At 60.5% G+C, this 23,755-nt stretch carries 16 protein-coding genes; 7 read left to right on the top strand and 9 right to left on the bottom strand.

All coding sequences use genetic code 11. The features are described from left to right. Positions 1-4 precede the first annotated feature (4 nt). The 8 genes from KI231_RS09900 to KI231_RS09865 form a co-directional block, all read right to left on the bottom strand. Entirely contained in the window at positions 5-3,223 is a 3,219-nt protein-coding gene (locus KI231_RS09900) for a transporter substrate-binding domain-containing protein (protein WP_213028115.1), read from the bottom strand. A gap of 10 nt (positions 3,224-3,233) precedes the next feature. Beyond that, positions 3,234-3,860: a response regulator transcription factor gene (locus KI231_RS09895; RefSeq protein WP_213028114.1), complete on the bottom strand. Its 627-nt coding sequence runs from the start codon at positions 3,858-3,860 to the stop codon at positions 3,234-3,236. Positions 3,861-3,995: 135 nt separating this feature from the next. Continuing rightward, positions 3,996-4,418: an ANTAR domain-containing protein gene (locus KI231_RS09890; RefSeq protein ID WP_213028113.1), complete on the bottom strand. Its 423-nt coding sequence runs from the start codon at positions 4,416-4,418 to the stop codon at positions 3,996-3,998. Between the two features lie 92 nt (positions 4,419-4,510). Continuing rightward, positions 4,511-4,963 (bottom strand): hypothetical protein, encoded by a 453-nt coding sequence (locus KI231_RS09885; protein WP_213028112.1) that lies wholly within the window; start codon positions 4,961-4,963, stop codon positions 4,511-4,513. Positions 4,964-5,131: 168 nt separating this feature from the next. Continuing rightward, positions 5,132-5,848 (bottom strand): MgtC/SapB family protein, encoded by a 717-nt coding sequence (locus KI231_RS09880; protein WP_007913384.1) that lies wholly within the window; start codon positions 5,846-5,848, stop codon positions 5,132-5,134. A 142-nt stretch (positions 5,849-5,990) separates the two neighbouring features. Beyond that, the gene (mgtA, locus tag KI231_RS09875; protein WP_213028111.1) at positions 5,991-8,690 is read right to left on the bottom strand and encodes a magnesium-translocating P-type ATPase; all 2,700 of its coding nucleotides are present in this window, start codon (positions 8,688-8,690) and stop codon (positions 5,991-5,993) included. 835 nt (positions 8,691-9,525) lie between these two features. Continuing rightward, entirely contained in the window at positions 9,526-10,860 is a 1,335-nt protein-coding gene (locus tag KI231_RS09870; RefSeq protein WP_103306733.1) for a lysine N(6)-hydroxylase/L-ornithine N(5)-oxygenase family protein, read from the bottom strand. Between the two features lie 131 nt (positions 10,861-10,991). Further along, complete coding sequence (locus KI231_RS09865) at positions 10,992-11,474, bottom strand: sigma-70 family RNA polymerase sigma factor (RefSeq protein WP_103306732.1); 483 nt, start codon at positions 11,472-11,474, stop codon at positions 10,992-10,994. 321 nt (positions 11,475-11,795) lie between these two features. Here KI231_RS09865 and KI231_RS09860 point away from each other — a divergent pair, with 321 nt between their 5' ends. From KI231_RS09860 to KI231_RS09850, 3 genes are read left to right on the top strand one after another with little or no spacing between them, the layout of a single operon-like run. Next, entirely contained in the window at positions 11,796-12,959 is a 1,164-nt protein-coding gene (locus KI231_RS09860; RefSeq protein ID WP_103306731.1) for an efflux RND transporter periplasmic adaptor subunit, read from the top strand. Then, positions 12,960-14,933, top strand: a complete 1,974-nt coding sequence (locus tag KI231_RS09855) for a MacB family efflux pump subunit (RefSeq protein WP_213028110.1) — start codon at positions 12,960-12,962, stop codon at positions 14,931-14,933. It begins immediately after the preceding gene. A 7-nt stretch (positions 14,934-14,940) separates the two neighbouring features. After that, positions 14,941-16,335: an efflux transporter outer membrane subunit gene (locus tag KI231_RS09850; RefSeq protein ID WP_213028109.1), complete on the top strand. Its 1,395-nt coding sequence runs from the start codon at positions 14,941-14,943 to the stop codon at positions 16,333-16,335. 176 nt (positions 16,336-16,511) lie between these two features. Here the strand turns inward: KI231_RS09850 and pvdP are convergent, their stop codons facing one another. Next, positions 16,512-18,137 carry a pyoverdine maturation tyrosinase PvdP gene (gene pvdP / locus KI231_RS09845; RefSeq protein WP_103306728.1) on the bottom strand — a complete coding sequence of 542 codons (1,626 nt, stop codon included), beginning with the start codon at positions 18,135-18,137 and terminating at the stop codon, positions 16,512-16,514. A gap of 207 nt (positions 18,138-18,344) precedes the next feature. Here pvdP and pvdM point away from each other — a divergent pair, with 207 nt between their 5' ends. The 4 genes from pvdM (at position 18,345) to KI231_RS09825 (ending at position 23,682) form a co-directional block, all read left to right on the top strand. Continuing rightward, the gene (pvdM, locus tag KI231_RS09840) at positions 18,345-19,715 is read left to right on the top strand and encodes a pyoverdine-tailoring dipeptidase-like protein PvdM (RefSeq protein WP_213028108.1); all 1,371 of its coding nucleotides are present in this window, start codon (positions 18,345-18,347) and stop codon (positions 19,713-19,715) included. Beyond that, on the top strand, positions 19,712-20,998 hold the full coding sequence (gene pvdN, locus KI231_RS09835) for a pyoverdine-tailoring periplasmic protein PvdN (protein ID WP_213028107.1): 1,287 nt from the start codon (positions 19,712-19,714) through the stop codon (positions 20,996-20,998). The genes pvdM and pvdN overlap by 4 nt, the downstream gene beginning before the upstream one ends. 36 nt (positions 20,999-21,034) lie before the next feature. Then, positions 21,035-21,922 carry a dihydropyoverdine dehydrogenase gene (pvdO, locus tag KI231_RS09830; RefSeq protein WP_103306725.1) on the top strand — a complete coding sequence of 296 codons (888 nt, stop codon included), beginning with the start codon at positions 21,035-21,037 and terminating at the stop codon, positions 21,920-21,922. 110 nt (positions 21,923-22,032) lie between these two features. Then, positions 22,033-23,682, top strand: a complete 1,650-nt coding sequence (locus KI231_RS09825; RefSeq protein ID WP_123533053.1) for a cyclic peptide export ABC transporter — start codon at positions 22,033-22,035, stop codon at positions 23,680-23,682. Positions 23,683-23,755 lie beyond the last annotated feature (73 nt).

Below are 23,755 nucleotides of genomic sequence, written 5' to 3'. Positions count from 1 at the left end.
CGGCTCAGACCTGAAGGCGTTGCGCGAGGCCATGCATGGCCGCGCGCAGCGTATCAATCGCCAGCCCCATGGCCACGGCTTCGGCCTCGCGGCAGGCCTGCTCCAGATCAGCGCAGGCCGATACCACCCGCGCCGCCCCGACCATCTGCGCGCCACCCTTGATATGGTGGGCCAGTTCGCGCAGCCCTTCGCGGTCACGCTCATGGAGCAGATCGTCCAGTCGCAGCAGGTCGCGGTGCAGACTACTCAGCACTTCCTCTCGCAAGCGCTCGATCAGCGAGCGATCGCTGCCGGCCATCTGTTCCAGCGTACTCAGATCAATTTCTGTCAGGTGATCTTCCTCGATCGGCTCGACCGCTATTTCGCCATGGCTGGCGCCATTCAACGCCTGCTGCAAATCGTGCAAGCGAATCGGTTTGAACAGGCATTCGTCCATGCCGGCATCGAGGCAACGCACCTTCTCCTCGACCTGTGCGTTGGCGGTAAAGCCGAGAATCAGACAAGGCGCCTGCCCGCTCGCCGCTTCCTCCTCACGAATGGCCATAGCCAGTTCGTAGCCGTTGCGCCGGGGCATGTTGCAATCGGTGATCACCACATCGAACGGCTGTGCCCGCCAACGCTCCAGCCCGGCGTGGCCGTCCTCGGTATCAACCGTGCGATGGCCAAGCTCACTCAACTGCCAGCACAACAACAAACGGTTCACCGGATGATCGTCGACCACCAGAACGTTCAGTGAGCATGCAGCAGCGACCCGTGTTGCAACGTGCGCTGGAGCTTGCGCGAGTGTGGCCAGCAGCGGCAGTTCGAGGCTGACTTCAACTTGCGTGCCGTAACCCTGCTCGCTGTCCAGGCGCAACGCACCGCCCATCATTTCGCAGAGACTGCGGCTGATTACCAGGCCCAACCCGGCGCCGCTACGCAGCGGTTGCGCGGTATGACTCGCTTGCACGAACGGACTGAACAACCGCTGCCGATCCTGCGCGCTGATGCCGATCCCGCTGTCCTCGATGAGCACCTTCACCGCCACGTACTCGGTGGACGTAACCGTCAGCGCAAGCCGCAGACTCACCTCGCCCTGTTCAGTGAACTTGATGGCATTGCTCAGCAGGTTCGACAGCACTTGTTTGAAGCGTGTCGGGTCAATCAACACATCGACGTCGCTGCGCCCATCGAGTTCGATATGCCACAGCAAGCGCTTTTGCCGCGCCAGCCCCTCGAACACCCGGCAGACCGACATCACCAGTTCACGCAGGTTGACCCGCTCAGGGGCCAGAGACAGATGCCCGGTTTCAATACGGGCGATATCCAGAATGTCGCCGATCAATGCCAGCAGTTGTTGTCCGGCGTTGGAGGCCACTTGAATTGCCAGGCGATCGGTCACGCCTTCATCGGCCCGTTTCAAGGCCAGTTCGAGCATGCCGATCAACGCATTCATCGGTGTACGGATTTCATGGCTCATGGTCGCCAGAAACGTGGTCTTGGCCCGGTTGGCGTCATCTGCCGCTTCCTTGGCTTGCTGCAATTGCTGCAACCACTGCTGACGCTGACGGATCTGCCAGCGCTGAAATCCGATCCAGCCCAGTGCCAGTACCAGCAAGCCCGCCGCACCAAAAAATCCGAGGAGGATCTCGCGGCGATGACGCAACCAATAGCTGTCATCGACCACCACATCATGGCTCCAGCGTTCAACCAATTCGTCCATCTGTTGCGGAGCGATACTCAGCAGGGCTTTATTCAGGATCGAGTGCAGCACTGCCGCCTGCGGCGCAGTGGCCAGTGCAATACGTGCCGGTTGATCGCCGACGGTGCTGGTGATGCGCAGACGTTCGCGGTAGTGACGGGCGATCAGATATCGCGCCACCAGCAATGAGCTTACGGTGGCATCGACCTGTCCTTTGGCAACCTGCGCCATGCCTTCGGCGGGGCTTGCGACTTCGACAAAACGTATGCGCGGTACGCGCCCCTGCAGGTATTCGCGCAACGGATGACCGCGATAAATGGCCAGACGTTTGCCCACCAGATCGTCAAGCGTGCGCGGGCTCTGCACCGTGACTGCACTGACCAGCACGAACGGGTTGTTCAGATAAGCGCGGGTGAATTGCAGTTCGCTTTCCCGTTCACTGCTGGGTGTCACCACGGGCAGCACATCCAGTTCACCGGCCTGCAACTGCGTGATCTGGCGATCCAGCGAGACGCCACGCACGATGTCGAAATTCAGTCCGCTGCGTTGACTGATCAGGCTCAGCAGTTGCGCCGACAGCCCGTTGAATCGGCCATCGGCATCGAAAAAAGTCAGCGGCGCGAAGTCTTCGATGCCGCCCACGCGCACCACCGGATGTTGCGCCAGCCAATGCTGTTCGGCGGCACTCAGTTGCACCCTTGCCTGTCCCGCCATTTCGGCAGGTCCGGCGCTCCAGCGCTGTTCTATGCGTTGTCGATGCTCCATCGGAATGCTCGCCAATGCCTTGTCGACGATACGCTTGAGGCGCACCTCGCTGCGCAACAACGCAAAGCCGAACGGGTTGGCATCAAGCCCTGCCGGCCCGGCCAGATGCAGGTCGTTGCGATAATTGGTGTTGATCAAATAGTTGGCACTGATGAAGTCGCCCAGATACACCTCATCGGCGCCGAATGCCACGGCGCCGAGAGCGTCCATCGCCGAGGGATAACGCTGCACACTCGCTTCGGGGTAGAACGCCTGCACGATCGCCAGTGGCAGATAATCTTCGACCATGGCGACGCGCTTGCCCGCGAGATCTTCGGGCATCGTTTCGTCGAGCCGGGTCACCAGCATCGGCTGATCTTCAGCGTAGGCGCGGGACAGAACGAACGCAGGATCGGCGGTCTCGAAACTGTTGGACGTGCCCAACAGTTCGAGGTCGCCGCGCTTGAGTGCTGCCATCGCCAAATCCCGGTTGGCATAGCGCCGCACTTCAATATCGGTTCCGAGCAGTTGCGCCAGCAGGTCGGCGTAATCGGCCGTGAGCCCTTCCAGCTCATGCTGATTACGAGTGATCTCGAACGGTGGGTAATCCGGCCCGGAAATGCCCATGTGCAGCACCGGATGCTGACGCAGCCATTGCCGATCCTGTTCGTCCAGGCGAACCTCGACCGGTTCCACGCTGGCGCGGGTCAGGACCTCCAGCACCTTTGGCATTTCATTGGCCCAGCTCGAGACCACGAGGCTCAGCCACAACCCGCCAATCTGAACGACGCGGATCATGCCCGGCCGCTCAGATCAAATGATTGCGCTTGGCGAAATCGCGCAAGTGCACCGCTGAACTCACCCCGAGCTTCTTCATCAGACGGGTTTTGTAGGTACTGATGGTCTTGTGGCTCAGGTGCATCTCTTCGGCAATCGCCTTGTTGGCCTTACCCTGACCCAGTTGCTCGAAAATGCTCAATTCGCGATCGGAGAGCTGATCGATCATCTGCTTTTCCGTGGTTTGCACAGCATTCAACGTGCTGACATTGTCCGGCATCGCAGAAAAATAGGTGTAACCCGACATCACCGCCTGAATGGCTTTGTGCAGTTGTTCCAATTGATTGGTTTTGGTCACGTAGCCCATGGCCCCGGCGCGCAGACAACGCTCCTGGTAAAACAAGGGGTCGTGGGAACTGAAAACGAGGACGCGACAGTCAAGCTCGTTGGCTTTGATCCGCGTCAGTACTTCCAGGCCGTCAAGGCTCGGCAAACGCAGATCGAGCACCACCAGCCGGGGTTTGTGCGTGCGGATCAGTTGCAACACCTCGTTGCCATTGGACGTTTCATGGACTTCCTTGAAACCTTCGGCTTTCAGCACGATGCGGATGGCAGCGCGCACCACCGGATGATCATCGACGATCAGCGCTGACTTCATGGCCACTCCCGGGGCAGGTTCTAACGATGAGGCCACCGGCGTGGATCGATCCGGACTCAGTGGCTGCGCAGTGACTGTTGCACGGAACGGAAAGTGAATCACCTGTCAGGTCTGACAGTTGCGGTCAGCGTATTTCTATGCATACGCCCGACGCTGCACTGCTGGCTCCGCCTTCCACTGCGAAACATCGACGTGAGCCATCAAGTGCCTGATTGCCTGTTCATTAGGTAACGGCACATGACTGATCAGCACATTGTCCTGAGCGAAACCTGAAATCGCCTGCAGCGGCGCCGAGGGTTCGTTGTAGATCAACGCATGACGCACCTGTGGGTTATCGAGGAAGAACCCCAGCAGATCCAGCGAACCTGCCGCCAGACCGGCGTCGATGACCACGGCATCGAACGGTTCACAACCGTAGTCGACCAGCGTCAGCAGTTCGGCGAGGTTCTGCACCGGGGCCACGCGGTAATAATCGAGACCATTGAACAGGCGCTCGATTTTCATCCGGTGGAAGTGCTGCGGATCGGCGATCAGGATACGCAGGGCTTTGTTGGTCATGCTCAATCTCCAGAGAGGCAGGGTTCTGAGTGCGGCAAGACTACGCAAGCTCAACGGTAGGTTCTGTAGGACTTTTCCTAAAAACCGAACAATCAACCGAGATCTACCGGGTACATGGACGCAGCCGCAAGCGGCACCGGGAGGTTGCTTGTCTTATAAACATCAAGCTGCGCCAGCAGTGCACCCAGCGTCTGTCGATCCGGTGTGCGGGTCAGATACAACTGGCGTTGATGGTTGGCGTAAATCGTCTCGGTCTGCGGCTGACCGCGCCGCGCATCGTGAATGACACAGTGGCGAATCTGTGAATTGCTCTGAAAAAAGCGCACCGGGTCGACACCGGCAGCGGCGATCAACTCACCGTTGATCACCATCAGATCAAAGCGCTGGAACGGGTCATGGGCGTAGTGAGTCAAGGCCAGCAATTCACGAAAAGAATGCACCGGTGTGAGATTCGGGTAGCCCAGTTCGTTGAAGATCTTCGCGATCCTGCCTTGCAGAACACTCTGCTCTTCGGCAATGACCACTCGCCAGTATTTGTAGGACATAGGATTTAACAGCGTGGGAAAAGGTGCTGACCACGCTACTCACCCCCATTTAAAACCTCTGTAGGAAAATTCTTAAAAGCGGCCGGAAACCTCGCAAAAACCGGCAAGATCAAAGTCGTGGACTGCCAGATTAATCCTGTGGGCACGTGGGATACGCCCAAGCGGAGCCTACTCGGTTGTACTCGGACTCCAGAACGCCTGCACCACCAGCGCCGAAGTCGAGATCCGCGCGACCAGTGCATCCAGTTCATCACCATCGACCGAAGTGGTCGCCAGTGTCGCTTCGATCTCGATTTCATCGGCACCAAACGCGTGTACGTCGACATCGCTGGCCGGATAGTTGCTGCGTTCCAGTTCCGCTTCGAGCAAGGCAAACACAGCCGTTTGCTGTGAGCGCCGGGCGATGACGTAGACGATGTTGGTGACTTCGGCCGAGACCACGTCCAGTGGCTGACGGTTGATGTTGTTGACGATCGGCCGCAGCAAGGTGTTGGCGGCGAGGATAAACAGCGTGCCGAGCACGGCTTCGGCGAGCAGGTCGGCACCGGCGCAGGCGCCGACCGCCGCCGAGGTCCAAAGGGTGGCGGCGGTGTTGAGGCCACGGACGTTGCCTTCTTCGCGCATGATCACCCCGGCACCGAGAAAACCGATGCCGGAAACCACGTAGGCGACCACCCGCACTGCGCCTTCGGCACCGGCGAGACGGTTGGCCATGTCGACGAAAATCGCCGCACCGACCGCCACCAGCACGTTGGTGCGCAGGCCGGCGGTGCGTTGCCGGTACTGGCGCTCGAAGCCGATCAGGCCGCCGAGGATGAAGGCGGCGCTGAGGCTGACCAGGGTGTCGAGCAGGGAATCGAGGTTGAGGTTGTTGATGGCTTGCATGATGAAATCCTTGAAAAACACGCGATCTCTGTAGGAGTGAGCCTGCTCGCGATAGCGGTGTGTCGGGCGCTGGAAATCTTGACAGACAGATTGCTATCGTCGGAACGCCGCCCGGAGCAGGCTCACTCCTACAGGGGCAGCATTACTGCCAGCCGAACCGGCGGATGTAGAAACCTTTGACCGCCTGAGTCAGCGCCATGTACGCCAGCAGAATCACCGGCAGGAACACGAAGTACAGCGATGGCAACGCCTGCAGTTTGAAGTAATGCGCCAGCGGCCCCATCGGCAGGAAGATCCCCACCGCCATGATGATCCCGGTCATCACCAGCAGCGGCATCGCTGCACGGCTTTGCAGGAACGGAATCTTCGGCGTACGGATCATGTGCACGATCAGCGTCTGGGTCAGCAACCCGACCACGAACCAGCCGGACTGGAACAGCGTCTGGTGATCCGGGGTGTTGGCATCAAACACGTACCACATCAAGGCGAACGTAGTGATGTCAAAGATCGAACTGATCGGCCCGAAGAACAGCATGAACCGACCGACATCACCCGGCTGCCAGCGTTGTGGTTTCTTCAGCATTTCCTCGTCAACGTTGTCGAACGGAATGGCGATCTGCGAAATGTCATAGAGCAGGTTCTGCACCAGCAGGTGCATCGGCAGCATCGGCAGGAACGGAATGAACGCACTGGCCACCAGCACCGAGAACACGTTGCCGAAGTTGGAACTGGCGGTCATCTTGATGTACTTGAGCATGTTGGCGAAAGTCCGGCGCCCTTCGAGCACGCCCTCCTCCAGCACCATCAGGCTCTTTTCCAGGAGGATGATGTCCGCCGCCTCTTTAGCGATGTCCACCGCGCTGTCCACCGAGATACCGATATCGGCCGTGCGCAGCGCCGGGGCATCGTTGATGCCGTCGCCCATGAAGCCGACGACGTGGCCGTTGCCCTTGAGAATGCGCACGATGCGTTCTTTGTGCGACGGCGTCAGTTTGGCGAAAACGTTGGTTTTCTCCACGGCCACCGCCAGTTCGGCATCGCTCATGCGTTCGACGTCATTGCCCAACAGCAAACCTTGCTGAGCGAGGCCGACTTCGCGGCAGATCTTCGCGGTGACCAGTTCGTTGTCGCCGGTCAGCACTTTCACCGCCACGCCATGCTCGGCCAAGGCCTTGAGCGCGGGCGCGGTGCTTTCTTTCGGTGGATCGAGGAACGCCACATAGCCGATCAGCGTCAGTTCATTTTCATCAGCCAGGCTGTAAGTGTCGCGACCTTCAGGCATCGAGCGGGCGGCAACGGCCACCACGCGCAAGCCTTCAGCGTTGAATGCTGCAGTGACCTGACGAATACGGGTCAGCAATTCATCGCTCAAGGCTTCATCGATGTCGCCATGACGCACGCGGCTGCATACCGCCAGCACTTCTTCCACCGCGCCTTTGCAGATCAGTTGATGCGGTTGGCCGCGCCCTTCGACCACCACCGACATGCGCCGGCGATTGAAGTCGAACGGGATCTCATCGACCTTGCGAAACGCCGTGCCGACCTTCAGCTCACGGTGGACTTCCACGTGTTCCAGCACCGCCACGTCCAGCAGGTTTTTCAACCCGGTCTGGTAGTAGCTGTTGAGGTAGGCCATTTCCAACACGTCATCGGAATCTTCACCCCAGACGTCGACATTGCGCGCCAGGAAGATTTTGTCCTGGGTCAGGGTGCCGGTCTTGTCGGTGCAGAGCACGTCCATCGCGCCGAAGTTCTGGATGGCGTCGAGACGTTTGACGATGACTTTTTTGCGCGACAGGAACACCGCGCCTTTGGCCAACGTCGAGGTGACGATCATCGGCAGCATTTCCGGGGTCAGACCCACGGCAATCGACAGCGCGAACAGCAATGCCTCGGTCCAGTCGCCCTTGGTGAAACCGTTGATGAACAGCACCAGCGGCGCCATGACGAACATGAAGCGAATCAACAGCCAGCTGACTTTGTTGACGCCTTGCTGGAACGAAGTCACCGCACGATCGGTGGCGCCGACCCGTTGTGCCAATGCGCCGAAATAGGTGCTGTTGCCGGTGGTGAGAATCACCGCCACCGCCGTGCCGGACACGACGTTGGTGCCCATGAACAGGATGTTGTCGAGCTCCAGCGGATTGCGTGTGTCGCGATCAGCCTGACGCGCAAACTTCTCCACGGGCATCGATTCACCGGTCATTGCGGCCTGGCTGACGAACAGATCCTTGGCGCTGAGCACCCGGCAATCGGCGGGAATCATGTCACCGGCCGACAGCACGATCAGATCCCCGGGCACCAATTGCTTGATCGGCAATTCGCTGCGCGGCGCATCCCGGCGCATCACCGTGGCGGTATTGCTGACCATGGCTTTCAGTGCATCGGCGGCCTGATTGGATTTGCTTTCCTGCCAGAAACGCAGCAGCGTCGACAGCACCACCATCGAGAAAATCACGACGGCTGCTTTAAGGTCTTCAGTCAGCCACGAGATCACCGCCAACAGGGTGAGCAGCAGGTTGAACGGGTTTTTGTAGCAGTGCCACAGGTGGATATACCAGGCCAGTGGTTGCTCGTGCTCGACCTCGTTAAGGCCGTATTGCGCACGCAGGGCATCGACTTCGAAATCGGTGAGGCCGTCGGAATGCGTGCCCAGTGACGACAGCAACACACCGCTGTCGCAATGCGCGGCATCGACCAGGGTGTTGGCCAGGGTTGGCGGGACTTCACGGCTGACCGTGGTGTCGTTGATGGTTTCCAGCAAGGCCAGGCGACGGAAATGCCGGGCGATGTGGCGGGTCCGCAGAAAGCCTGCGAAAAATTCCTTGAGCGTAAGTTTCATGGCTGTTGCCCCTTTGGTCAGCCGGGAAACCGTCAAGCAGGTACGGCCGCGCCTCGTCCGCCGGGAAAACCGGCACGGCAAGGCTTGGCGCGCCGGTCAGAAAAGACAGGCGTGTCGATAGGGCTGCGATGACGACAATAAAGTCGAAATCACGCTCTTTCAGTGTCGATGAGAAGGACTTCAAGACATGACCTAGAACTGGCCATGTACGGGATGCCGCTGCTCGCTGTTACGGCGAGACAACGGCACAAAAGAGGCGCGTTATCTTGCCGAGAATCTGCCGGTTACCGAGACCGGCCGACAACTGTCACTCGAACAAGTACCCACTGTGGGTCTCCGCTATTGATGAAAACGCGCGAAGCTTACGCCCCGATGTCTGGAGAGTAAACCCGCAAAAGGAAGTGTGTCGGGGAATGTCAGGGTCATTCAGGAAGGGTTCAGGATTGTGAAGTTCTGGTGTTTTCGAAGGCCCCATCGCGAGCAGGCTCACTCCTACATTGGTCCTGCGTACACAGAACATTGTAGGAGTGAGCCTGCTCGCGATAGCGGTGGTTCATCAAAGGTGATAGTGCCTGACCTGCCGCCATCGCTGGCAAGCCAGCTCCCACAATGTTTTGTGTGATGTCCGCTACCGCTAACACAACACCGCCCCCTGTGGGAGCTGGCTTGCCTCGCGATAGCGGTGGTTCATCGAAGGCAATGGAGCCTGACCCGCCGCCATCGCTGGCAAGCCAGCTCCCACAATGTTTTGTGTGATGTCCGCTACCGCTAACACAACACTGATCCCTGTGGGAGCTGGCTTGCCAGCGATAGCGGTGTATCAGGCAATACAGAGTTAGCTGGCAGTCGCCAACAACAGATCTGCCATCGAACGATGCCCACGATGCTTGCCGTGCTCATACAGCGAGCCGGCAATCTCGTCCGCACGAATCGGCAACACCGACAGCAATGTATCACTCAGACCATGGCTGGCCTGGCAGAAGCCCTGCATGTAGATGCCGGCCTTGCAGCGCTCGTCGGTAATCAGTTTGTAGTTGCGATCGACCTCGAACTCACCCAGGTACTCTTCCAGCGGCGCCAGCAATTTGCGGTGCATCTGGCGCTCGTAACCGGTGGCCAGCACTACAGCGTCGTAAAGGCGCACGGTGACTTCGCCAGTGGCGTTGTTGCGCACGGCCAGCTCGATACCGTTTTCGGTCGCGGTGGCTTTCTCGACGGTGGTCAGGGTGCGGAACGCATGACGGGCAATCCCGGAAACCTTCTGGCGATAGAAGATGCCGTAGATGCGCTCGATCAGGTCGATGTCGACCACCGAGTAGTTGGTGTTGTGGTACTCGTTGACCAGACGCTCCCGCTCGGCGCTGTTCTGCTGGAACACCAGATCGGTGAACTCCGGCGAGAACACTTCGTTGACGAACGGGCTGTCGTCCGCAGGCTTGAGTGCCGAACCGCGCAGGATCATGTCGACCTGCACCGACGGGAACGAATCGTTCAGATCGATGAACGCTTCCGCCGCGCTCTGCCCACCGCCGATGATCGCAATGCTCATTGGCTGATTGTTCACGCACGGCTGCTCGGCCATTTGCGACAGGTATTGCGAGTGGTGGAACACGCGGGTATCGCCCTTCAGCGCCTTGAACGCCTCTGGAATACGCGGGGTGCCGCCGGCACTGACCACCACCGAACGGGTGGTGCGTACATGTTGCAGGCCCTGGCTATCGCGGGAAATAACGCGCAGCGCTTCAACCTGATGGTTGTGCAGCACCGGCTCGATGGTCAGCACTTCCTCACCGTAACGGCTCTGCTCGGAGAACTGCCCGGCCACCCAGCGCAGGTAGTCGTTGTACTCCATGCGGCACGGGTAAAAAGTGCCGAGGTTGATGAAGTCGACCAGACGGCCGTGGTACTTCAGGTAGTTGACGAACGAGTACGGGCTGGTCGGGTTGCGCAGGGTCACCAGATCCTTGAGGAAGGAAATCTGCAACTCGCTCTGCGTCGACAGGGTGTTGCCGTGCCAGCTGTAGTTGGCCTGCTTGTCGAGGAACAGCACATCCAGCTCACCCTGAGTCGGGCCGCGCTCTTGCAGAGCGATGGCCAGCGCCAGGTTCGAAGGGCCGAAACCGACGCCGATCAGGTCGTGAACGATGGGCGATGCAATTGCCTGTGTCATTTCCAGTGTCCTCTGGATGAACCCCTCAACGCGGGGATAAAGCCTGGGTGGCCTGACCGGCCTGAATCAGGTCAGCAGGTCGTCTGTTGAGTAGGAACGAGGACGATGAAAGGAAATTTAACCGGGAAGGATCAATGGGCGTCCCATTGTTTGATCCGCAACCGGCAGTGTTTCATGGCGTTGACGATGTGTTTTTCCACCAATGCCTTGGAAATCCCGAGGTGCTCGGCAATTTCCGGATGGGACAGACCTTCGATCTTGCGCAGCAGAAAACATTCACGGCAGCGCGGCGGCAGCTCTGCCAGCGCGCGCTGGAGCATCTCCAAACGTTGACCATGATCAAGGGTGCCATGGGGCGACGGGGTGAAATAGCGCTCTTCATTGTCCAGCACATCAAGTGACTCGACCTGACGCAGGGCATTGCGTCGATGATCGTCGATGACCAGGTTCAATGCCGTGCGATAAAGAAAGGCGCGCGGCTGTTCGATCGGCGTGTCGCTGGAACGCTCCAGCACCCGCACATAAGCGTCATGCACCACATCTTCGGCCACCTGACGGTTGCCTAGCTTGGCGTTAAGGAAACACACCAGCTCGCGATAGTAGTTTTCCAACATGACTCCCGACCGCATCGTTGCAGATCCTGTCCTTGAGCGCACCGATCCGGCCGCGGAATACGCAGTAGCAAGATAGTGGCAACTTGAGGGGCGTAATTTATAGTAATTCTCATATAGATTTAAAGCGCTGATTCCATATCCCGACCAAATAGTCCTGTCCGGACACCTGTTACATGATGTGTTAGCGCTTAAATTCCCTTGCACATGCCTCGTTTACAGGACAGCTCCCCGTATCTGTCGTGCCTTGCGACAGCGTTCAGCGCCCCTGCACGCCTGTGTACTGGCCGGATGACGGGCCGAATCCACTGGCCGGAACCCTGCATGAAACGTCCCCGCCCCGCCCGACGCGCCTTGTTCGCCGCCCTTTGCCTGATTCCCGTGATCGCTGTTGCCGCGTGGCAAGTCCTGCCACCCGGGCGCGACGCTCTCGCTACGGTGCAAGTGACCCGCAGCAATATCGAAAACAGCGTGACCGCACTGGGCACGCTGCAGCCACGCCGTTACGTGGACGTCGGTGCGCAGGCATCCGGGCAGATCCAGAAGATTCATGTCGAGGCTGGCGACACGGTCAAGGAAGGCCAGTTACTGGTAGAGATCGACCCATCCACGCAAAAGGCCAAACTCGATGCCGGGCGGTTTTCCATCGAGAACCTCAAGGCGCAGTTGCAGGAGCAACGCGCCCAGCACGACCTCGCGCAGCAGAAATACCAGCGCCAGCAGAAACTCGCCGCGGGTGGCGCCACCCGTGAGGAAGACGTGCAGACGGCCCGCGCCGAAGTCCGCGCGACCCAGGCGCGCATCGACATGTTCCAGGCGCAGATCCGTCAGGCCCAGGCCAGCTTGCGCAGTGACGAGGCGGAGCTCGGCTACACGCGGATTTTTGCGCCAATGAGCGGCACCGTGGTCGCCGTGGGCGCCCGCGAAGGCCAGACGCTCAATGCGCAGCAGCAAACCCCGCTGATCTTGCGCATCGCACGACTGTCGCCGATGACCGTGTGGGCCGAAGTTTCCGAAGCGGACATCGGCCACGTCAAACCCGGGATGACCGCCTACTTCACCACCCTCAGCGGCGGTAGCCGGCGCTGGAGCAGCACGGTGCGGCAGATTCTGCCGGTGCCGCCGCGCCCCCTCGAACAGAACCAGGGGGGCAGCCCCACCAGCGGTCGCAGCGGCAGCGAACGCGTGGTGCTCTACACCGTATTGCTCGACGTCGACAACGCCGACAACAGCCTGATGACCGACATGACCGCGCAGGTGTTTTTTGTCGCGCAACAAGCGCAAGACACCCTGACCGTGCCCACCGCCTCCCTGCAACCGGGTTCACGCCCGCAGTGGCAACGGGCGCAGATCGTCGCCGCCAACGGCGAAGTTCAGTCCCGCGAGGTACGCACCGGCATCAGCGACCGCCTGCGCACACAAGTGCTGGAAGGCCTGGCCGAGGGCGATCACATCCTCAGCGCGCCGGCCACCGGCAGCGGAGGCTGAATGCAGACGCCTCTGATTGACCTGCGGCAAATTCGCAAATCCTACGGCGGCAATGACAGTCCGCTGGTGGAAGTGTTGCGCGGCATCGATCTGTCGATACATGCCGGCGAATTCGTCGCCATCGTCGGTGCGTCCGGCTCCGGCAAATCGACATTGATGAACATCCTCGGCTGCCTCGACCGCCCCACCAGCGGCGAATACCGTTTTGCCGGTGAAGACGTCGCGCAACTCGACACCGATGAACTGGCCTGGCTTCGCCGCGAAGCATTCGGTTTTGTGTTCCAGGGTTATCACCTGATTCCGTCCGGCTCCGCCCAGGAAAACGTCGAGATGCCGGCCATCTACGCCGGCACCCCGGCCGCCGAACGCCACGCCCGGGCCAGTGCCTTGCTGGAGCGGCTCGGCCTGGGCAGCCGCACCGGCAATCGCCCGCATCAGCTTTCCGGTGGTCAGCAACAGCGGGTATCGATTGCCCGGGCGTTGATGAACGGCGGCCACATCATCCTCGCCGACGAACCCACCGGCGCCCTCGACAGCCACAGTGGTGCCGAGGTCATGACCCTGCTCGACGAACTCGCCGGTCAGGGCCATGTGGTGATTCTCATCACCCACGACCGCGAAGTCGCACAACGGGCCAAACGCATCATCGAAATCCGGGACGGCCTGATCATCAGCGACACCGCCGAACACCCGTCAGCCGCACCCCGCACTGCCAATCCCGGCGCTTTGCAAGCGGTTGATCTGCGCCAGCGCCTGAGCACCGGCAGTACGCAGACCGGCGCCTGGAAAGGTGAACTGGTCGACGCCGTGCAAGCGGCGTGGCGAGTCATGTGGATCAATCGCTTTCGCACCGCCCTGACGTTGCTGGGGATCGTCATTGGCGTTGCTTCGGTGGTAGTGATGCTGGCGGTGGGCGAAGGCAGCAAACGCCAGGTAATGGCGCAGATGGGCGCTTTCGGCTCCAACATCATTTACCTCAGCGGTGCGGCGCCCAACCCGCGCACGCCGCCGGGCATCATCACCCTCGACGACGTCGCCGAGCTGGCCGCCCTGCCCCAGGTCGAACGCATCATGCCGGTCAATGGCTCCACCGCCGGTGTACGTTTCGGCAATGCCGACCACAGCAGTTACGTCGGTGGCAACGACACTAATTTTCCAACCATTTTCAACTGGCCGGTGGTTCAGGGCAGTTACTTCACCCAGGCCGATGAAGACAGCGCCGCCGCCGTGGCGGTGATCGGCACCAAGGTCCGCGACAAGCTGCTCAAGGATGTCGCCGACCCCATCGGCCAGTACATCCTCATCGAAAACGTACCATTTCAGGTCCTCGGAGTTCTGGCCGAGAAAGGCTCAAGCTCCGGCGATTCCGACAGCGACAACCGCATCGCCGTGCCCTACTCGGCGGCCAGCACGCGTCTGTTCGGCAACCGCAATCCGGAATATGTGGTGATCGCCGCCAAGGACGCACGCAAAGTCAAAGACGCCGAGCAGGCGATCGAACAGGCAATGCTGCGCCGGCACAACGGCAAAAAGGATTTCGAACTGACCAACAATGCCGCGATGATCCAGGCCGAAGCGCGCACGCAAGGCACGCTGTCGCTGATGCTCGGCGCCATCGCTGCCATCTCCTTGCTGGTCGGCGGTATCGGTGTGATGAACATCATGCTCATGACCGTACGCGAACGCACTCGGGAAATCGGTATTCGCATGGCCACTGGCGCCCGACAGCGCGACATCCTGCGCCAGTTTCTCACTGAGGCGGTGATGCTCTCGGTGGTCGGCGGCATTGCCGGTATCAGCCTGGCGATGCTGGTCGGCGGCGTCCTGTTGTTCAGCGGCGTGGCAATCGCATTTCAATGGCTGGCCGTGCTCGGCGCTTTCGCCTGCGCGCTGGTCACCGGCGTCCTCTTCGGCTTCATGCCTGCCCGCAAGGCTGCCCGGCTCGACCCGGTAACGGCCCTTACCAGTGAATGATCGATCTATGAAAGCGCCACTGACAATCCTTGCCGCCAGCCTGTTGCTGGCAGCCTGCAGCAGCCCTGCGCCGCGCCCCGACAGCGGCGTGCAGCCACCGCTCGCCTGGCAATCGCCTGACCATCCCGGCGCCGTGCAAGGCAATCGGCAGTGGTGGACGCAGTTCGGCAGCCCTGAACTCGATCAACTGGTCGAACAGGCGCGCCTGGGCAGCCATGACCTCGGTGCCGCCGTTGCGCGGGTCAGACAGGCTCAGGCCAGTGCGACGATTGCCGGCGCCCCGCTGCTGCCGGAAATCAAGGCCGGCCTCAATGCCAACCGACAGAAACTGTTGCACGGCAAGGGCTACAGCCAACTGGACGTCAACCCGGATAACCGCTCGCTGGATTATTACGATGCCGAGTTGAGCGCCAGTTACGAAATCGACTTCTGGGGCGGTAAACGCGCCACACGCGACAGCGCCGTGTTCGGTGTGCAGGCCAGCGAGTTCGACCGTGCCACCGTCGAGCTGACCCTGCAAAGCGGCGTCGCCACCAGCTACACCCAGGCCCTGGCCTTACGTGAGCAGACGCGTATTGCCGAGCTCAATCTGGCCAACGCGCAAAACGTTCTGCACCTGGTGCAAACCCGTTTCGACGCCGGCAGCGCTACCGCGCTGGAACTGGCCCAGCAAAAAAGCCTGGTGGCTGAACAGCAACGCAAATTGCCGCTGGTGCAGCAACAGGCCCGCGAAGCATTGATCACCCTCGCCGCCCTGCTCGGCCAACCGGTGCAGGCACTGTCGTCCCTGCAACAACCGTTCGAGCAGTTGCAGTGGCCGAACATCGCCAGTGGCGTACCCAGCGATCTGCTGAGCCGGCGTCCGGATATCGCCAGCGCCGAAGCCAGACTGGCAGCGGCCCAGGCTGACGTCACCGTGGCCCGGGCGGCCATGCTGCCGAAGATAACCCTGACAGCCAGCCTCGGCACCGGCGCCGATCTGGCGGCGGATCTGATGCGTACAACGTTCTACAACCTGTCCTCGGGATTGACCGCGCCGATCTTCAACAACGGCCGATTGAGTGCTGAACGCGACAAGGCCAGGGCGCGTCAGGACGAACTGCTGGAGTCATATCGCGGGGCAATCATCAACGGTTTTGCCGACGTCGAAAAAGCCTTGAGCAGCATTCGCGGCCTCGACGAACAGCGCCAGTGGCAAAGCGAAGAACTGAGCCAGGCGCAAACCGCATTCGACATTGCGCAAAGCCGCTATCAGGCCGGCGCCGAAGACTTGCTCACCGTGCTGCAAACCCAGCGCACCTTGTATGCGGCGCAGGACATGAATGTGCAACTGCGCTTGTCGCGACTGCAGGCGAGCATTGCCTTGTACAAAGCGTTGGGCGGCGGCTGGCAAGTCATCTGAGCGCAAATTAGCGACTGGCCCGACGCCTTCGCGAGCAGGCTCGCTCCCACATTGGATCTGCGTCGTTTACAAAGTCCCCTGTGGGAGCGAGCCTGCTCGCGACAGCGCCAGGTCAGGCGAAACCAATCTCTCAGGGCAAAAAAAATCGCAGCACCGGGCTGCGATTTTTTTTGCGCTTAGAGTTGCCGCCCCTTCACTTTCAGATGCCGGGCATACCACGGCCGCTGCGGCACTTTGCGGAACAGGTCGGCCATGTTGTCTTCATCGCCAAAGGTGATGCGCAGCGCGAGCTTCATCGTTTCCGGGTCCATCTCCACCGAACGCCCGATTTGCAATCCTGGCACGGTGCTGCAGCCATGGGTATCCGGGCCCAGCCAAGGATCATCCACTTCGACCCAGCGCCCCGGCGCAAACCACGGCACGCCGTTGACTTCCAGCCGGCTGACCTCGCCCGGGTGAAAACGCTCATGAGCACGGAACCAGTCTTCGATACGGTCATCGATCCAGCCGTGGAAACGCCAGAACACCGGGTTCACATGGGAGGAAAACGGGTCGCCGAGGAAGTCGTTTTCCGGGGCATACCAACGCGCGGCAAAATCCGCCTGATCCCGCGCCATCGGCACTGGAATGTCATTGGACGGATCACGTGCCACCGACGCCCAGCGCATGTGCAACCAGTCGTGCAGGCCCAGTTCGACTTCCGAACCGAACTGGCCGAGGGTGAGTTTCGACAAGTAGCGCGGATCGCGGTATTGCGATTCCCACACCTGGAAATTGCTGTGGTAGGTCTCGGCCGCTTTGATGTCGCTGACCCATTTGGTGTATTCGTCGTCGCCTTCGGTCAACCACGTCGGCGGCAGTGCGTTGCCGTCATGATTGTCGAAGTAACGGGCGAACCCCTGGCGATCACGCTCCAGCTCCGGTTGCGGCATCGGGAACGCCTGCCATGATGGCAAGTCCTGCATCGAACGGGCCTTGCCCAGCATGTGTCGATGCATGAAGAAAAAGTCGATGCCCGAGCCGTTGCGATCCTTGCTCGGCCCACGGGCATCGCGCTCCTTGTCACGGGGGCCGGGTTGCCAGCCGATACCGCGCAGGGCTTCGCGTTTTTTCTCCGAGAGCTTGTGCCACTTGTCGCGGCTGGCGTGCCAGAGCTGGTGGAACAGCCGATGTTCCGGCGCGACCAGCCACGCCAGCAATGTCGGGTTCAACCCGGTGCGCTCGCGAGCCTCGGGAAAACGTCGCTTGATGGCGATGAAATGATTGTCGAGTTCGGGCAGAGCCAACGGTCGATCCAGGCGCGACACTTGCCCGGTGAACGTGCCGCTGCCGGCATTGCCGAACGCCGCCCAGACTTCGTCCAGTTTCACTTTGAATTCGTAGACTGGCGGCGCTTGCAGCGTATCGGTACGCATCAGCCGCCAGTACAACTCGGCGCCGTTGCCTGGCGCCAGATCGCCGACCACTTGGTAACGCGCAGGTTCTTCGGAACGCAGGTTGGCGCCGGTATCGAGATAGCCGCGCAAGCCGCGACCACGGTGGGCAATGTCGAGAAACAGTTCCAGACCTTCGCGCGGCAAGCCATCGAGTCCGGCAGCAGCTCCGCTGAAACGGATATCCCACACGCCGCGCAGGTTGTCCGCCAACTGTTGGCCGGCCGTATCGGCCAGGTCGACCGTCGCCTCTCCCGGGGTGATCGGAAACTCCTCACGGGTCAGCTCGCGATGTGCATAAAAAGCGGCAGGCAGCGCAGCGCCCGTGAGTGCCATGCCCGCCATGAACCAGCGTCGAGAGATCGTCATTGCCCTACCTGTGTCAGCCATGAAGCAGGCTTTATCCAAGCTAGAACGTTTTCTCGTCGGGGAAATTTACGGCCCCGGCAAAAGATCGCTACGCGTCGTCAGCGCTTTTCCTGCGCGCGACTAAATTACCCGCCCGACCACTCGTTCCTCCCAGATAGCAAAGGCCCCTGCGCCTGCACCTCGACGGCGAACCTGAATGAGATGGCAATGACAAAACCGCGTTCGAAAAAGGCTCTATTTATCGGCCTGCCGCTGGCCTTGGCGATCAGCGCCGGCGCAGGGTTTCTGGCTTGGGATTACTGGTTTCGGGACAACCCCGGCTATCCGGTAAAAGTGATGAAACAGGCGACCGAGCTGCAGGACCGCATCCTCTCCTTCGACAGCCACATCACCGTGCCCCTGAGTTTCGGCGCCCACGGCAACGAAGCCGACAAGGACGGCTCCGGGCAGTTCGACCTGATCAAGGCCAATCGCGGCCGCTTGTCCGGCGCTGCGCTGACGGTGTTCGGCTGGCCGGAAATGTGGAACGGTCCGAACGCGCCGCATCGCCCGACCGAAGGTTTTGTCGAAGAAGCCCGTAACCAGCAGGAAGTGCGCTACAAGATCATCACTGGCATGGTCCGCGACTTTCCCAATCAGGTCGGCATCGCCTACACCCCGGATGATTTCCGCCGCCTGCATGGTGAAGGCAAGTTTGCGATTTTCATCAGCATGCTCAACGCCTATCCACTGGGTAACGACCTGAGCAAACTCGACCTGTGGGCCGGACGCGGCATGCGTATGTTCGGCTTCAGCTATATCGGCAACAACAGCTGGGCGGACTCGTCGCGCCCGTTGCCGTTCTTCAATGACTCCCCTGATGCCCTCGACGGTCTCTCCGATATCGGCAAGCAAGCGGTGCACCGTCTGAACGATCTGGGTGTGATCATCGATGTTTCGCAGATGTCGACCAAAGGTCTGGAACAGGTTGCGCAATTGAGCCGCACACCGTTGGTGGCCTCGCACTCGGCACCGCGTGCGGCCGTGGATATTCCGCGCAACCTCAGCGACAAGGAATTGCAGCTGATCAAAAACAGCGGCGGCGTGGTCCAGGTAGTCGGCTTCTCGCAATACCTGAAACCGCTGACCCAGGGCACTCAGGACAAGCTCAATGCCCTGCGCGCACGCTTCGATCTGCCGCCCTTGCCTAACCTGGCCATGGCACTGATGCCAGGCGACCCGATCATTACTGCGTGGTCGGAGCAGAAACTCGGCCAGTACGCCAGCGGCCTCTACGGCATCCTTGAAGAAGAACCGAAAGCGACCCTCAAGGATCTCGGCGACGCCATCGATTACACCGTGCGCAAAATCGGTATCGACCATGTCGGCATTTCTTCCGACTTCAACGACGGCGGTGGCATCAAGGGCTGGGAAAACGTTGGCGAAATTCGCAACGTCACTGCCGAGCTGATCCAGCGCGGCTACTCCGAAGCGGACATCGCCAAACTGTGGGGCGGCAACTTCATGCGTGTCTGGGACCAGGTGCAAAAAGCCGCGATACCGGCACTGATTTCCCGTCAGGACGCAGCCAAGCCATGACTGATCGCCGGACCTTTCTGAAACAGGCGGGCGTGGTCGCAGCCGCGCTGCCGTTTGGCGCCAGTCTGGCAACGCCGGCAATGGCAGCGACCGCCCCTGTGGCATCCGCGAACAAGTGGACACAACTGCGCCAGTTGTTCGATCAGGACCCGCAGGCGATTCACTTCGCCAATTTTCTGATCACCTCCCATCCAAAACCGGTGCGCGAGGCCATCGAACGCCATCGCGCCGCCATCGACCAGAACCCGGGGCTGGCCATGGATTGGGACTTCGGTGTCACCGAGAAGCGCGAAGAAAACGTGCGGGTCTGGGCCGGTAAATACTTGCAGGCCAAACCCGGCCAGATCGCCCTCACCGGCAGCACCACCGAAGGCCTGGCGATGATTTACGGCAGCGTACAGGTGCGCCCGGATCAGGAAATCCTCACCACCGAGCACGAGCACTATTCCACCCGCAACATTCTCGATTTCCGCACCCGCCGCGATGGCACCCGGGTGCGCAAACTCAAGTTGTTCGAGTCCCCGCAAAGCATTTCGCTGGATCAGGTGCTCGACATCATCAACCGCAACATCCGTCCCGAAACCCGTGTACTGGGCATGACCTGGGTGCATTCGGGCAGTGGCGTGAAGTTGCCGATCAGCGATATTTCGCGACTGGTCGATGAACACAATCGTCAACGCGACGACAAGGACCGCCTGATTTACGTGGTCGACGGGGTGCATGGTTTCGGTGTCGACGACTTGAGCTTCGCGCAAATGAACTGCGATTTTTTCATCGCAGGTACCCACAAGTGGATGTTCGGCCCGCGTGGCACCGGCATCGTTTGCAGTCGCAGCGAAGAGCTGAAATACGTCAGCCCGAGCGTGCCGACGTTCTCCGAAGCCACCTCCTTTGCCACCATCATGACCCCGGGCGGTTATCACGCTTTCGAGCATCGCTGGGCGGTGGACGAAGCCTTCAAGTTGCATCTGCAACTGGGCAAGGCCGACGTTCAGGCACGCATCCATCAGCTCAACAGCTATCTGAAGCAACGCCTGCGGGAACAGTCGAGCATCGAGTTGGTGACCCCTTTCGATCCGCAGTTTTCTGCCGGTTTCACCTTCTTCCGCGTCAAGGGTCAGGACAGCGATGAAGTCGCCGCCTACCTGATGCAAAACCGGGTGATCTGCGATGCGGTCAGCCGCGACGTCGGCCCGGTGATTCGTACTGCGCCCGGCCTGCTCAACAACGAAGCCGAAGTTGACCGGTTCATGGACATCCTCGGTAAAAAACTGCGCGCCTGATTCTCGACTCCAGTTTTCCTTTCACAGAGACGACTCATGAAAAAGCCTTACGCCTCTTTCACCCTCAAGGCGCTGCCGGCGCTAGCCCTGACTGCGCTGTGCGCCGGTCTGCTGCCGGGGGCCGCCCAGGCTGCCACACCACCGGCGCCGGGCAAGGTCTTCAAAGACTGCAAGGACTGCCCGGAAATGGTCGTACTGCCGACCGGCACCTTCACCATGGGCACCCCGGATGACGAAGTCGGCCGCGAACCGGACGAAGGCCCGCGCCACGACGTGACCTTCAGCAAACCGTTCGCCATCAGCCGCTTCCAGGTGCTCGTCGGTGAGTGGGATGCGTATGTGCGCGAAACCGGCAACAAGCCTTACGACTTCGATGATCGTCCGGGTCGCCGCTGCACCGCCGGCAAGCCTGAATTCAAACAGACCGCCCGCGACCCTGCCGTGTGCATGAACGTCGCCGAAGCCCAGGGCTACATCGACTGGCTGTCGAAAAAGACCGGCCACGCGTATCGCCTGCAAAGCGAATCGATCCGCGAGTACGCCGCACGCGGCGGCAGCACCGGGCCCTTCCCTTTCCCGTTCGATGAAGGCAATAACTACCAGATCTCCAAACACGCCAACACCTATGGCGCCGCCGACGGCTACAACTTCACCTCCCCGGCCGGCACTTTCCCGGCCAATGCCTTCGGCGTTTACGACGCCCACGGCAACGTCTACGAATGGACCGCCGACTGCTATCACAAGGATTATTCCGGCGTACCCGACGACGGTCGCCCATGGACCCAGGAAAACTGCGAACGCCAGGTCATGCGTGGCAACGACTGGGGCGAGGCGCCGGTGTTCTCGCGTTCCGGTAACCGCAACAGCAGCTGGCCGACCAGCAAAGGCGACTGGCTCGGGTTTCGTGTAGTGCGCGACCTCTGATCCTGCCCACCCCGACCGCAGCCCCGCCTGCGGTCGTTTTAAAGAAAGTCCGTGACCATTCGTTTTCCTTTAGTACCGGCACTCCCTCCGCACCGAAGCAGGAATCCTCCATGACCAAGCCTACGCGTGGGGCGATCAACGAATTGTTCGCCTTGCTCAAGCCCTTCCGCCTGATCGTCTCTGTGTCCATCGTGCTCGGCATGATCGGCGGCCTGAGCGTCACCGTGCTGCTGGCGACCATCAACAATGCCCTGCACTCCGACGATGGCCTGACCCGCACCGTGGTGATGATCTTCGCCGGCCTGTGCGCACTGGCCTTGCTGACGACGATTCTGTCCGACATCGGCACCAACTACGTCGGTCAGCACATCATTGCCAAACTGCGCAAGGAACTGGGGGAGAAAGTGCTGTCGGCGCCGATCGACCAGATCGAACGCTACCGCAGCCATCGGTTGATCCCGGTGTTGACCCACGACGTCGACACCATCAGCGACTTCGCCTTCGCCTTTGCCCCGCTGGCGATCTCCATGACCGTCACCCTGGGTTGCCTCGGCTATCTGGCGTTGCTGTCCTGGCCGATGTTCCTGATGATGCTGGTGGCCATCGCGATCGGCACAACCATTCAGGCGATTGCCCGGGCCAAGGGCATGCGCGGTTTCTACGCCGCACGTGATTCCGAAGATGAACTGCAAAAGCACTACAACGCGATCGCCGAGGGCGCCAAGGAGCTGCGCATTCATCGCCCGCGTCGCCAGCGCATGTTTGTTGCCGGGATTCAGAAAACCGCCGAAAAAATCTGCGACACGCAGATCAAATCGATCAACACGTTTGTCATCGCCAAGTCCTTCGGCTCGATGCTGTTCTTCGTGGTAATCGGCATGGCGCTGGCCCTGCAGTCCTTCTGGCCCAGCGGCGACAAAGCGGTGATGAGCGGATTCGTGCTGGTGCTGCTGTACATGAAGGGGCCGCTGGAACATCTGGTCAGCACCTTGCCGATCATCAGCCGCGCACAAATTGCCTTCCGCCGGATCGCCGAGCTGAGCGAACAATTCTCCTCGCCCGAACCGCACCTGCTGCTGGAAGACCAGGGCAAGAAACCCGGTGCCGTCAACAGCCTGGAACTGCACAATGTGCGCTACGCCTTTCCGCCCGTGGCAGGCAGCGAGCCATTCCGCCTCGGGCCGGTCAACCTGCGCATCGAACAGGGCGACATCGTGTTCATCGTTGGCGAAAACGGTTGCGGCAAAACCACCCTGATCAAATTGCTGCTGGGTCTTTACGCGCCAACCGAGGGCGAAATCCGCGTCAACGATCAACCGATCACCGCGCTCAATCGCGATGACTACCGCCAGAACTTCACCACGATCTTTGCCGACTACTACCTGTTCGACGACCTGATCCAGGGCGACCGCGAGGTGCCGCAGGACGCCACCCGCTACCTCGAACGTCTGGAGATCGCGCACAAGGTCAGCGTGCGTGACGGTGCCTTCAGCACCACCGACCTGTCGACCGGCCAGCGCAAGCGTCTGGCATTGGTCAATGCCTGGCTCGAAGAGCGTCCGGTGCTGGTGTTCGATGAATGGGCGGCCGATCAGGACCCGACCTTCCGCCGCATTTTCTACACCGAGTTGCTGCCCGACCTTAAGCGTCTGGGCAAGACCATCATCGTCATTTCCCACGATGACCGTTACTTCGACGTCGCCGATCAACTGGTGCGCATGGAGGCCGGCAAGGTCAAGAGCGAACTGCAAACCGCTTGATTGAAGAGGCCGTGGCCAGGTCGGAAAAAATAATTTTCCGGTTTGCCGCGGCTTCCTCGTCTTAATGAGATGA

It is taken from the genome of Pseudomonas sp. Seg1 (assembly GCF_018326005.1).
In the GTDB taxonomy this organism is placed as follows: Bacteria; Pseudomonadota; Gammaproteobacteria; order Pseudomonadales; family Pseudomonadaceae; genus Aquipseudomonas.
Note: the sequence above shows the minus strand (reverse complement) of the source record. Positions and strands in the feature narration are given on the sequence as shown.